The following is a 12,758-nucleotide window of genomic DNA, read 5'->3' on the forward strand; positions in this document are numbered from 1 at the left end:
ATATGCTGAAAATCAGCTGTTTATCCAAGACGTTTGCCTGCCAAAGTCTGAGCTCCTGTATTCATTTGATATTCAATCAACTCTTTATACTGCTGACCAATCCTGGACATGGGATTAACGAATACCTCTGAAGGCATTCCTTCTTCCACAATGCTCCCTTTGTCCATCAGGATAATCCGGTCAGCTACATGCAGGGCAAAGGGTAATTCATGCGTAACCACAATCATAGAACTTGCACGGTATTTTGCCAGTTCTTCCATAACCACTAATACTTCCCGTACTAAAATAGGATCAAGGGAAGCTGTCGGTTCATCCCATAACATCAATTCCGGTTCAAAGGCCAGGGCCCGGGCTATTCCCACCCGCTGCTGCTGGCCGCCTGACATTTCACTGGGCTTGTGGTCAGCATGGTTCTCCAGTCCAACCTTCCGCATCGCATCCATCGCCTTACTGCGGGCTGTTTCTTTATCCATCCCGCCCATAACTAACCCCAGCATAACGTTATCCAAGGCTGTCAGCCGGCCGATCAGGTTAAAATGCTGAAAAACAAAACCTATTCTTTTCCGGATATCCCGCAGCTCATCACCAGTTAGGCAGAGAATGTCAATGCCATCAAATAGAACTGAACCCTTCTCCGGCTCAATTAAGCGGTTAATGGAGCGAATAGTAGTGGATTTTCCGCAGCCTGACGGTCCCATAAGAACTACCGTCTCTCCCTTATCGACAGTAAGGCTGACCCCGTTAACAGCAATTAATTTGCCAAATTCTTTATACAAGTTATCAATCTTCAGCATCGTCCCGGCTCCTTTCTAGCTTGTCACGGGGACGGTTCTGTTGGCACTTAAGCGTGTCAACAGAACCGTCCCCGTGACATAAATTCACGAGAATGTGTCAGCGAAATTTTAGCTTGCGGTTATTCAGCTTCTGCATCAGGCCGGGACGTCCTCCGGGAATGACAATTTCCCGCATAATTTCATCAAACGATAAGCCCAATGCCTCTCCGGCTACTACTTCTTCAGTAGAAACAGGACTGATTTTTTCTGTATTATTGGCGACAATCAACCCCAGCAGCGCACCAATTACCGGAACACCGATCCAGGGCAGATAAGGAATGCCACCACCTGATAAGACAAACATGGCTGTAAGCATCACCGCTCCCATGAACATGCCGTAACGCCGTTCCGGTGCGGTAAAGGTAAGGGTAAAACGGGCCCACAGCTTTCGCCAGCCTTTGGCGGGCAGTTTGACGGCCAGACGCTTGCTGCGGATAACGGTCATAATAGCAGTATGGTCAAGTACCAGGAAGAGAACGGTGGCAATGATCGCAGTCATACCGGCCAGTATCGCCTTAACCTGACTGAGAATCTGCATGACTTCAGCCCGTGTATTGGGTTCAATAACTCCCAATGAGGTGGAGTAAAGAGAGGCATTATTGTGACCGGCATCGCGCTGAACAATCGGTGTCACTGCCTCGGTACTAATATTATTGGTTGTAAGGATCTGTATCCGGGCACCAGGAATGACTTGTCCGGCAATAAACCGGTCAAGCAGTGCTACCGAATGACTGATATCTTCGTCTTTTAGATTGGGAACAGAGGCAGCAAGATATTGCAGCTGCGCCGTAATCAGCGGCACATCCAGTTTTTGCACTTCGGTCAGCCGTCCGCTGATATTGGTCAAGTTCGTCCGGGCACCGGCTGCATCAAAGGCTTTTAAATTGTTCAGCGTGCTCTGCCCATTAGTAACAATATTATCAATGGCCGAGCGGGCCTGCCTGCCTTGGGCAGCCACATTATCAAGTGCCCCAAGGCCGCTTTTTAAATTATCAAGATTTTGCTGCGTAGCCGAAAGACCTGCAATGCTGTTATTAACATCAGGGCTAATCAGCCTGACTACCTGCAGGCTGTTGATCATGGAGCCCATCGCTCTGCTGGAGGTGTCGAGCTGCGTTTGTATTCCTCTTGTATCCAGGTTAGCGAGTGCTCCCGTGGCAGCCTGAATGGTAGCTCCTGCCACCGAAAGACTGCCTAGTGTCTGCTCCATGGCAGTAACGGTACTGCTGTAGTTATTTAAAGCCGAAAGCGTGATGGAACTCATATTCTGGGCGTCCTGGGCAAAAGCCGGTATTTGCGTTACCAGCTTGGTTGTCTCGGTAAGCGCACCGCTTAATTGCTGACGGGGATTGGTGTAGGCCGCAGTACCGGCCAGCGCGGTCACCACTTCTTTATCAAGCTTATACCCCTGAAGATTAGCCATCTGGCTGGCATCGCCCTGGGTCACAGTTCCTTCAGCCGTTCCGTCAGCCCGAATACCTGTCACTTGAACCACTACATTGTTTTTTTGCACCGCACTGCCTGTTGCCGGAGCAGCATCCGCTGTTCCCTGGAATATCACAACATCGCCTTGCGCCAAGCGTACACCTGGCGCTGGCGTAATGGTAATTTGCGAAGCATAGGCCAGCAAAAACCGCTTCAACTCCAGCATTGTGCTGACCATATAAGCCATATCGTCATTTTTGCTGTCAACAGAAACGTTGCTGGCATATTCCAGCTTTAATTCATTTTTCATATCAGTGGCAATCGTCTCACCAAGGCGAATGGGATTAGCCGGTTCACTGCCAACGGGAAATGTAATCTCAATCACCTGATACTGATTTAATACAGCCTTTATTTCCGTATTAACCGCAGGCGCCTTATCCAACGTCAATAGCACCACGCCGATGGAAGCACCGTCACGGAAAACAAAGCGAACACCTTCCATTTGCTCAATCCGTTCGATTACAGTGTCTTTTGCGCCTTCCGGCACTCCCCGGATGGTCAGCCGCGGCTCTGTCATCACACCAACACTGCCGCCTCCCGGAATACTGCCAAACGTTTTGCCCAGCTCTTCATATATTTTTTTCGTTTTAAATTCCTCTGGCAAGGCAATAAACAAATTTGTTTTCCCCGTTACCGTAGGACCTTCCTTAAACTTAGCGCCGGGAAAAACCTCACTGATAATTTTATTAATCTGAGTTGTTGCATCATCCTTCATTTCTTCCCGGACCTGGATAATTAAATCATATTCTCCATATTCTCCGACAAGGCTTGACAGTGCACCGGAAAAATAGGAGTTAGCCGCCAGTGACAGCGTGCTTGCCAAAACTGAGCCGACAAAAATACTTATCAGCAATAACACTGCTAAGTCTCGTGTGAAGGAGTTTTTGACCAGATTTTTCATAAACGCCACACTATCACCTCATTTCGTACACTGCATTATATCACATCTATCACTTTCATGTCCATATGTATATACGAAATATCGAATTTTGTATATACTAAAACAACCTTATTTATTACTTTGAAGCAGACGAACCGTCCCTTTGCTTCTTTATAGAAAAAGCCACGCGCTGCCGAAACAGTGCGTGGTCTTTATTACATTTGTTGATATTTTGTTTTCCAGCGATTGTGCAGCCAGAACCATTCACTGGGATAAGCACGTACGTGGCTTTCAATAATGGCATTCAGCTTTGTAGTAACCGCGAGTAAATCCTGCGCACGATTACTGCTTTTGGTGGTCCACAGCGGCGGATGAATGATGACAGTATGAGTTCCGTCAGCTTTACGGGTAATAAAGGCCGGTACAATTGGCGCCCCCTTCATTCTGGCCAATGCCGCCGGTCCCTGGGGAGTAGAGGCCACCCGGCCAAAAAAAGGAACCGGCAAGCCATCGGCATGAGCATCCTGATCCATTAACAGGCCGATTATTTTGCCTTCAGCCAGTAAACGTGCCATTTCCAGAACACTCGATTTATAGGTTACATGCATGCCGGCCATTGTACGATATTCATTGATGAATTGATCGGCTCCGGCACTTGTCTGTTTCTGAACCACTGCGACTAAAGGAAAGTCGTACAAAGCCAGCGCCGCCCCCAGCAGTTCCCAATTGCCGCTATGTGCAGTAGCCAGTACGGCACCTTTGCCATGAGCTAAAGCTGCCGCTAAGTGTTCCGCTCCCTCAACGTTAACCATGCTTTTGACTTTCGCTCTGGTCAACGCAGGAAAACAGAGTACTTCGGTCATCATCGGACCAAAGCGATAGACACTTTCCTGCACTATAGCCGCAGCCGCATGTTCATCAGCGGCAAGTCCGCTTTGTATGACATTGCTAACAGCCATTTGCTTGCGCCGCTCTGGCACTGCCAGCCAGCAAATCCGCCCGATTGCACTGGCAGCAAGACTGCGCAGTGCAGCAGGCAGCAGACAAATGACTTTACTTAATGCTTTAATCGTAAAATACATAGCAGCGTCCCCATTTCAGCAAAGCTATATCAATGCGTAAAGCTCAAACCTACATAAAAGTCGCTATGACGCCAGCCGGCATCCAGTTTCAACCCAGGCACAATCGACATGCGCGCTCCGTAATTCATCCGGTCGCCGTCATATTCGGCAATTAATGTCGTTGCCGGAAAAGCATTATTGCCTGTAATGATACTGACAGGATTAATTGTCTTTTCAATTGCGCCAAAGAAGCCGTCATAACGGCCATTGCCGACTCCGGCATGTATCCGGAAGCCGAAAGGCAGCGCCTTGCTGGCAGCGGCATAGCTGGTACGGCCATGTTTATCGCCAATATCTTCAATACCGACTGACAAGCCGGGACTTAATACCGTTTCCGGCACTAGCGCAAATTTTGCATTTAACAGGGTATCATTATCGTGATTATCGTAGCGGAAGCCAGCCACCCCTACTTCCAAGTTGCGGGCTAAATTAAGATTGAACACACCCACTCCGCCGTCTTTTAAATTATAATAACCAATGCTGAATTCCCCATCCTGCAGTACATCAGCCGTAGGGTTATTAATTAAGCCTGTTGAGCCATTAATGGAAGGTGCGGCAAAGGCAGTAACACCACTCAGCGCAAAGGCACAAATTGCAGCAGTTATTGTTTTTCTAAGCACATCTAGTTCCTCCTCATAACAAAATTGTATAGCAAAATCAGCATACCTATCTATCATATTCTCTGCCCGTCTGTCGAATCCTGCCGAAAACAAGCTAGTAATATCTGTAATGACAATCCTTTGGCCTATTTCTCCTGTTTCTCCAGCGCGGCCAGTCGGAGCTCCAGATCACGTACCTTTTTTAATAAATCCGGCACTTTACCGGCAGCTGCTTCGGTACGCAGCCACTCGCGATGGGGACGAGCCGGGAATCCGGCATAAAAGACTTTTTCCGGTATATCACTGATTGGAGCACTGCGGGCGGCGAAAACGGAATAATCGCCGATTGTAATATGTCCTGCGCAGCCTGATTGGCCGGCAAATGTAACATTATTGCCAATGCGGGTACTGCCGGCAATGCCGGTCTGAGCAACAAAAAAACAGTTTTCCCCGACACTTACATTATGCGCCAAATGGACAAGATTATCAATTTTCGTTCCTTTTTTCACCAAGGTACTGCCGGTTGTTGCCCGGTCAATTGTTGAACAGGCCCCGATTTCCACATCATCTTCAATAACAACATTGCCCACCTGAGGGACTTTGGTATGTTTACCGTTGACAGTCACAAAGCCAAAGCCATCACTGCCAATAACGGCATTGCTGTGGACGATGACACGGCTGCCAAGCTGGCAGTTTTCTCTGATCGAAACTCCTGGATACACCAGGCAGTCACTGCCGATTTGTGCATCAGCACCAATATAAGTATGCGAATAAATAACGGAATTATTGCCAATGGTTACGTTGTCAGCAATCACAACAAACGGTAAAATTGCAACGTTTTCTCCAAGTGTGACGTTTTTACCCAGCACTGCAGTAGGGTGAACCCCCCTTGCGACTGCTACAGGCGGTGTAAACACCGAAAGAAGGGTAGTAAAAGCCAAGCGGGGATTCGCAACCCGGATAGCGGGTTTAGCAAAATTCGTTACTGTTGCCGGAATAATAACAGCCGCAGCTGCCGATGATACTGCTTTATCCAAATGAGGCGGAACGGCAAAAGTAATATCCCCGGAACCAGCCTCGGCAATATTCGTAACGCCGCTAATAACAATCGAGGCATCGCCTGCAGGTATACCTTGCACTAAATCGGCAATTTCTTGTAAGGTTAGCTTCAAGAGAAACACTCCTATATAATTTTTATAATGGGAAAGCTGGACGAAAAGATGAGATCACCACACCTATTTTGTGGCAATCTCATTTTTCAGTACGGTTTGCTATAGCAATTACTGCATTTTCTTTAGTACATCTTCTGTTATGTCAGTGCCGCCTTGGGCGACACCATTTTTATACAGAACAACGCCCATTTTCTTTTCCTGAGCTACTTGCTCCAAAGCCTGTTTAATGGTGCTGTCAATCTGACCTTCCAGATCCTGCTTGGTTTTGAGGAATTCAGCATACGCCGCTTCCTGGCGCTTTTGATACTCTTCTGCACTAATATTGGGCTTATCCTTTTCCAACTGGTCGCTTAATTCCTTGCCACGGGTATTCAGCTGATCCTGAAATTGTTTTACTTTCGGGCTGTCAGACATTACTTTGTTGACATCCAATACACCAACCGTATTTTGTCCGGAACCGGAACAACCGCCTAACAGCGCTGCTGCTGCAATGATCACTACAGTCAGCACCATTAACTTTACTCTTTTTTGCATCAACATTTTAGAATCCTCCCAATCGTACATTATTGCCTAATTGAGGCCTTTTTCATAGCTTTCTCAACAATCCAGGCCAATTATACCAGCCCAAATTATTTCTTAAGCTCAGCAATAACTGCATCGGTAATATCAACAGCAGAAATGTTCACTTTATACGTGCCCAAAACAGCTTCCAAGCCTCGTTCAGCAGCTATTTTGGCGGTTTTATCCTGTATATCCTTGATAATAAAATCCTGCAGCACTTTCATTTCCTGACTTTTCAGCGCTGCCTTCTGCTCACTTTCCGTCCTGCCCTGGGCAGTAGGCGTCTGCAGTGACGCGACTTGCTGCATACGGGCAGCAATTTCAGCTCCTTTGGCATCCGCCTGCTGCTGCAGGGCTGCATGCAGTTCATTTGCATAAGCGGAAAGTTCTTTTTCAGCCGCTGCTTTCTCCGGAGCCATAAGCGACTCCAACTGACCTGATAACTCTTTTTCTTTGGCCGACAGCTTCGCCGAACGCTCACCCTGCAGCTGCTCCAGCTGCTTTTGCAACGCTTCCATTTCTTCTTTGCTGAGCTGTACGGTTTTTAGCTTCAATTGGAGACTAAAAATCTGAGATTGGTAAGTTTCGTCAATTTCCTTGGTATAAGCGTTAAATTGCGCTGACAAATCACGGCGTACCTGGTCCGCTTTCTGATTTAGGCGGACACTGATTTCCTGCTGTTTCGCAGCAACTTTGCTGTTAAACTCCTGTCCCAGCTGCTCGTTAAGGCCCTGTAAAGCACCCTCAGGCATTGCATTGTCGGCAGCCTGTCCCTGTGCGGCCGCTTGTTTTTCCACTGCAGCCTGAGCTGTCAGCGTGTTATATTCTTTTTGCAGGCGCTGATAATCCGCATATTTCGGATGAGCCTGAACTGCTTTATCCACATTCAGAATACCTACTTGCGGTGCTGGCGCCGTTTTTGTTTCAGGAGTTGATTTTGTTCCACAACCTGCTGCCAGCAGCGTTACTGTCAGCAGGGCTGAGAGGAACACGATCTTGGCACGATTGATTATCACCAAAACCACCTCTTTTCTAGTAGAAGGGCCGAGACAGCATCGCTACCGCCCGGCCCTGCATATCGTACTGGCACTATTTCAGCTTTTTGCTTACTTCATCGGTAATATCGGTACCACCATAGACAACATTGCCTTTTTCCAGGACAACCGACAGACCTTTGGCTTCGGCAACCGATTTAACGGCTGCAGTGACTTTATCCATAAGCGCGCCTTTCAGCTCTTGTTCTTTCAGCATCAAGCGCTGTTGCAGCTGATTGGCATAGTCCTGCTTTTCTTTGTCATTCATGCTAGCAGTTTTCGTATCAAAATCCTGCTTGAGGGCTTGGTATTCGGCCTGCATGGTTTCATTTACTTTTTTTACTTCCGGATTGTCATCACTTAACAGAGTTTGATAATTGACAATACCGATATTAGACGAGGGAGCTGCACTTGCCGTATGCGTTACGCCTGTTTGGGTGAGCGCAATGCTTGCTACGCCTAATATGAACATTGCAGCAATAGCCAAAGCTATAACCTTTACTTTCCGTTTGTCTTTGAACATGAAGAATTCCCTTCTTTCTGCACTTGGCAATTTTGTCCTATTTCATTATAACAGGGACCTTTTGCTTATTCAAGACTATAAATGACCGATCAGTCGGAGCCAATTTTCATGCTCACCGACCACATATTCAGCACTTAGAAAGTCGTGAATCTTATAGCGAAGGCCAATTTCATCGCCTTCCGTAGAGGAGGCATGCTCCAGCCTTAGTGACCAGTCAGAACCGAAATTCTGATTGAGCCATAGGATATTATCCTTATCAGATATATCATATTTCACGCCGGCGTAAGTGGTTGTCCCCAGCTTGTGGCTCCAGCCGGGATAGAACTTCCAGGAAACAGAAGACGGAATGAATTCCACCTCGGTGAATAATTCATCAGCCGAATTGATAAATTTACCGGCATGCAGTTTAATTGCCGTATTATCTTCCTCGCGTCCCATATCCACATAGCCTTCCAGCGTAAGACGATATTTAGACGTTTCCGCCTTAAGCTGAATCTGGGTCTGCTGACCGGCAATCACTTCAGGCAAAAGCGTTAAGCCATACTCCTTAGCTACCGGATGGTCTTTCACCACTTCGGCCAGACGATTATTAAAATACTCCTGGTGCCTTTCCACAAAAGCCACCGGCAAACCATTCATCATTTTAGCAGCCTTTTCTACTGCCGGTTTTGCTTTCCAGAGCAGTACATTCGGTATCGTCCGGGAACGCAGTGAAACCCGTGTATCCTGGACAACCGGCCCCTGTGGTGCCAGCGATAATTTTACGATAGTATGGGTGCCTGATACAATATCAAAGTTGGAGCGGAACTCCGGCAATTGCGCCGTAAGCAACTCGCGGATCACCGTTTTGGAAACACCACCTGCCCAGTCCAGCGAATCAATCGGCAATCCGACCAAAACTCCGGCAAGTAGCTCTTCCAGGTCGCCCATATCCTTGGTAATCAGACCGGCTACTTCCGGTGACAGGCTGCCAAAATCGACTTCCAGCCGCACGTCGCGCACTACATCCCCCCAGGGAGAAATCGTAACGGCAATCTGCGTATTACGGCCAGGGGTAATTTGTACTGACTCTACCGAATATCCTACCAGGACTCTGCCAATCACGTCACTGACAATGCGTTCATAGTCGCTTTTTCCTGCAGTGATTTCGGCAATACTGCGGCCGGTAAAAACATGATTGCCCACGGTAGCCACACTGGCTTCCATTCGTTTGGCAATCCGGGCCGGCGGCTTTCCTTCCGGTGACGATATGGAAACAGCAACCGTTTCTACCGTAGCGGCTGCCGCATGAGCAAAAGCCCCCAATGGCACCACTAGGATAAAAGCAGCCAATATAACAGGTATTAGCATAGATGGGCGTTTTATGGTATGCACCTCCCTCCGGGAAAGTAGTGCCCCAGCTATTGCAGCTAAGAGCCAGGTACTGCTACCTGACTCTTGGCTGTGAAGGGTTTAGAATTGTCCGCCAAAGCTGAAGTGCGTTTTACCGCCTTCACTGCCCTGAGCATAATCAAGACGGATCGGGCCGATTGGCGTCGTAATGCGCAGGCCCACACCGGCGCTGGCTTCCAGATCATTCAATTTGTAGCCTTCACCTTCCCAAGCCTTACCGATATCGGTAAAGACAACGCCCTGTACTTTCTTAGCTACCGGGAAACGGTATTCGGCCGTAGCTGCCAGCATTTTATCGCCTTTAAATTCATCGTCTTCATAACCGCGCAGCGTATCGGCACCACCAACAGCAAACTGACCTGATTCCGGCATATGACCATCAGCATAACCGGCAGTCAGGCGAAGCGCAACTACCTGCTCCTTACCCACTTTCAGGTATTGGCGTGCTTCAGCAGTATATTTGTTATAATCAAAATCACCGCCAAAAGCCTTCCCGGCAAACTCAGCCGATAAGGAATAGCGTCTGCCTTCGGTAGCATTAAAGACATTGTCACGCGAGTCAAATACACGGGTAAGAGTAACACTACGGGTCAGACCAAAGTTTTCATCCTTATAGTCGTCATCGTATTCGACACCGTCAACCTGCTCTTTCCAGGTATCTCTACGGTTTTTAAAGGCAATATAGTTTTGAATATATTCACCACTAGGACGTCCCAGCGTGATGTCCCAGCCTTTGCGCTCTTTGTCGTAGCTGGAGTACAGTTTGCCTTTTTTATAATCACTGTATTCATTGGTCATATCATAGAAACTAAAACCGAGAGAAGTCTGTTTATCGTCCAGCCACGGTTTTGTATAGCCAAACTCATAGTTCTTGTTGCCACCGTTGCCGCCGAATTCCCAGTGAACTTTTACTTTGTCACCGGTACCACGGAAGTTGTTATCCCCTAACTCGATGATCCCTACCATACCGTCGGCTTTCGAGTAACCGGCACCGATCGAGAATGTTCCTGTTTTCTGCTCGACCACACTGGTTTCCAGCACAACGGCATTCGGTTCTTTGCCAGGATTCAGCTTCATATTGACATCTTCAAAGTAGCCAAGGTTGTACACTTTTTGCATACTGCGACGGGCATCCTTAACATTGAAGGATTCACCTGTTTTTAGCTTAATTTCACGGGTAATGACATTCGTTTTCGTTTTGTCATTGCCTTTGACAGTAATGCCTTCCAGTACACCCTCATTGACACTGATCGTCAATACGCCGCCGGTGCCCATGGCAACATCATTGACCTTGGCCAGAATAAAGCCTTGGTCATGGTAGTACTGCTCAACGGCCCGCATGTTATCATTCAGGGTTTTCGCATTCAACACCGTTCCCGGCTTAATTGTCAGTAATTCTTTAATTTTATCAGTAGAAACCTTGGTATTGCCTTTAATGACAATCTCATTTAACTGAGGATTCTCCATAACGGTATATACGACTTGAATCCCTTCAGGGACTTCGGTGAAGTTGGCTACAACATCGAAAAAATATCCCAGCTCATAGATAGCCTGCAAATCCTGCTTCACTGTCTCAGGATCTGCTTTGTCACCTACTTTTGTCTTCACAGCTGCAAGTACGGCATTTTCACCTACTGTCGACATCCCGGTAATTTTTACAGCCGTTACTGTTTTACCGGCAATATCCGCGGCAGAAGCGGGAGCAAAACCGGTCAAACTAACCGATAGACCCAAAATAGCCGCCAGCAGCAATTGTCTATAGCGTTTCTTAGTACTCATGGACTACCTCCTATTTCATTTACTGGCCACGCAAGGACTTGCCTGCCGCTCTGATCAGCTGCTGCATTTCGTCCGGAGCCAGCCGGACTTCTTTAGTCTGACTGGGTGGAGTTGATACGGGCCTGTTCGTAGTTACAGTTACGGATGTCCTACTGCGCTCTGCTGCCTCAGTTTCTTGACCAGGCTTAGCCGGAGCGGCAGTAACGGGAACCAAGGGTATGGCCGTAGCCGGTGATAAAGCTCGTCCTGCTTCCAGTGCCGTCGGCTTTTCTATCGTTACGATACGTTCGCCGGCAGCCATCGGAACAGGCTCTACAGAAACACTCTGCTTATCCCACCAATAAAAGCCGCCTGCGGCAAGGAGAACGGCCAAAGAAACCGCCAGACCTTGCTTAAGCACCGGATATTTCCAGCGCCAGCGTCCGGAACGGTTCACTTCACGCACCCGCTGCAATTCGGCCTGAGCCAGCAGCAGGTTAAGTTCACCCCGTACATCGGAATCCTTGTCAAACGAGTCCTCTGCCCGGTCCAGCCATGCTTTTGCTGACTGAAGATGCCGGGAGATATGGTTTTTGGAATCTGCCATTTCACCACCCCTATTATAACCACAATACTATAATCCTGGGAAGAGTCCAGATTATGGTCACGCCTGTTCAGTGAAAATACGGCGAATTTGACGAATATAGTTAAATAGGTCCTGCAATCTCCAGGATTCGACTTCTTTTCTTACTTAAACTCCTGCATCATGCGGGAAAGCATCCCGCGCACACGGCGTATACCCTGCTTCTGCAGCCGGTAGATATGAGACAGGCTTAAATTGAGTTGATCAGCCAGTTCTTTCGGTTCCTGATCATCTAAATAAACACCACTCAACACAACCTGCTCCCTTTCAGGCAAACGCCCCATCGCAGAACGCAATTGCTCCAGCACATAGTTGTGCTCGGCCTGATCGGACACAGCGGCGGCCGTATCTACCAGCGTCTCCCCCAGGGTAGACTGCTCTGTATCAACCGGACTGTCCATATAAACCCAGTTCAGCTTGCCTTCCCGTTCCAGGTAGTTTAAAATACGGCCCCGGATGCGGTGAGTGGCAAACAAGCTGAAGGCCACGCCCCGGTCAGGCTGGTAGTTTTCTACAGCCTCAATCAGACCGACTGTCCCTTCCTGTACCAGATCCATCATCACAGTCTGGTTGCTGCGCCACCGCATCACCATTTTAAAAACCAGAGGCTGGTAATGCTCAATCAGCTGACTCCGGCAAGTCAAATCACCGTCTGTTTTGTAACCCTGCCAAAGGTTCTGCTCCTCCTCAGGAGTTAACAGCTTTACTTTTTTTAATTCAGCAACATAATGTTCAAACAGCATTACCTCTCACCTCT

At 48.0% G+C, this 12,758-nt stretch carries 12 protein-coding genes; all 12 read right to left on the reverse strand.

The annotated features are described in order from the left end of the window. Window positions 1-20: 20 nt before the first annotated feature. A complete protein-coding gene (locus EV210_RS20370) occupies window positions 21-794 on the reverse strand; it encodes an amino acid ABC transporter ATP-binding protein (RefSeq protein WP_132083204.1) in 774 nt (257 codons plus the stop codon). 97 nt (window positions 795-891) lie between these two features. Continuing rightward, complete coding sequence (locus EV210_RS20375; protein WP_132083267.1) at window positions 892-3,219, reverse strand: ABC transporter permease family protein; 2,328 nt, start codon at window positions 3,217-3,219, stop codon at window positions 892-894. 194 nt (window positions 3,220-3,413) lie between these two features. Then, entirely contained in the window at window positions 3,414-4,280 is an 867-nt protein-coding gene (locus EV210_RS20380) for a lysophospholipid acyltransferase family protein (RefSeq protein ID WP_132083205.1), read from the reverse strand. A gap of 29 nt (window positions 4,281-4,309) precedes the next feature. Then, window positions 4,310-4,939, reverse strand: a complete 630-nt coding sequence (locus tag EV210_RS20385; protein WP_243650651.1) for a YjbH domain-containing protein — start codon at window positions 4,937-4,939, stop codon at window positions 4,310-4,312. Window positions 4,940-5,064: 125 nt separating this feature from the next. Then, window positions 5,065-6,090: a UDP-3-O-(3-hydroxymyristoyl)glucosamine N-acyltransferase gene (gene lpxD / locus EV210_RS20390; RefSeq protein WP_132083207.1), complete on the reverse strand. Its 1,026-nt coding sequence runs from the start codon at window positions 6,088-6,090 to the stop codon at window positions 5,065-5,067. A 108-nt stretch (window positions 6,091-6,198) separates the two neighbouring features. Continuing rightward, window positions 6,199-6,630, reverse strand: coding sequence for an OmpH/Skp family outer membrane protein (locus EV210_RS20395; RefSeq protein ID WP_243650652.1), 432 nt, complete (start codon window positions 6,628-6,630; stop codon window positions 6,199-6,201). Between the two features lie 89 nt (window positions 6,631-6,719). Then, entirely contained in the window at window positions 6,720-7,667 is a 948-nt protein-coding gene (locus tag EV210_RS20400) for a molecular chaperone Skp (protein WP_132083208.1), read from the reverse strand. 73 nt (window positions 7,668-7,740) lie between these two features. Next, complete coding sequence (locus EV210_RS20405) at window positions 7,741-8,208, reverse strand: OmpH/Skp family outer membrane protein (protein WP_132083209.1); 468 nt, start codon at window positions 8,206-8,208, stop codon at window positions 7,741-7,743. A gap of 75 nt (window positions 8,209-8,283) precedes the next feature. After that, window positions 8,284-9,582 carry a hypothetical protein gene (locus tag EV210_RS20410; protein ID WP_243650653.1) on the reverse strand — a complete coding sequence of 433 codons (1,299 nt, stop codon included), beginning with the start codon at window positions 9,580-9,582 and terminating at the stop codon, window positions 8,284-8,286. A 78-nt stretch (window positions 9,583-9,660) separates the two neighbouring features. Continuing rightward, a complete protein-coding gene (locus tag EV210_RS20415; protein ID WP_132083210.1) occupies window positions 9,661-11,379 on the reverse strand; it encodes a BamA/OMP85 family outer membrane protein in 1,719 nt (572 codons plus the stop codon). A 19-nt stretch (window positions 11,380-11,398) separates the two neighbouring features. Then, complete coding sequence (locus EV210_RS20420; protein ID WP_132083211.1) at window positions 11,399-11,965, reverse strand: hypothetical protein; 567 nt, start codon at window positions 11,963-11,965, stop codon at window positions 11,399-11,401. A gap of 140 nt (window positions 11,966-12,105) precedes the next feature. Beyond that, complete coding sequence (locus EV210_RS20425) at window positions 12,106-12,744, reverse strand: sigma-70 family RNA polymerase sigma factor (protein WP_132083212.1); 639 nt, start codon at window positions 12,742-12,744, stop codon at window positions 12,106-12,108. Window positions 12,745-12,758 lie beyond the last annotated feature (14 nt).

Source organism: Anaerospora hongkongensis (assembly GCF_004339805.1).
Classification (GTDB): domain Bacteria; phylum Bacillota; class Negativicutes; order Sporomusales; family DSM-15969; genus Anaerospora; species Anaerospora hongkongensis.

Bases quoted from the DNA above. Each gene is read 5' to 3' on its own strand.
- EV210_RS20395 (WP_243650652.1), bottom strand. From the start codon at position 6,630: ATGTTGATGCAAAAAAGAGTAAAGTTAATGGTGCTGACTGTAGTGATC.
- EV210_RS20380 (WP_132083205.1), bottom strand. From the start codon at position 4,280: ATGTATTTTACGATTAAAGCATTAAGTAAAGTCATTTGTCTGCTGCCT.
- EV210_RS20375 (WP_132083267.1), bottom strand. From the start codon at position 3,219: ATGAAAAATCTGGTCAAAAACTCCTTCACACGAGACTTAGCAGTGTTA.
- EV210_RS20415 (WP_132083210.1), bottom strand. From the start codon at position 11,379: ATGAGTACTAAGAAACGCTATAGACAATTGCTGCTGGCGGCTATTTTG.
- EV210_RS20420 (WP_132083211.1), bottom strand. From the start codon at position 11,965: ATGGCAGATTCCAAAAACCATATCTCCCGGCATCTTCAGTCAGCAAAA.
- EV210_RS20405 (WP_132083209.1), bottom strand. From the start codon at position 8,208: ATGTTCAAAGACAAACGGAAAGTAAAGGTTATAGCTTTGGCTATTGCT.
- EV210_RS20370 (WP_132083204.1), bottom strand. From the start codon at position 794: ATGCTGAAGATTGATAACTTGTATAAAGAATTTGGCAAATTAATTGCT.
- EV210_RS20425 (WP_132083212.1), bottom strand. From the start codon at position 12,744: ATGCTGTTTGAACATTATGTTGCTGAATTAAAAAAAGTAAAGCTGTTA.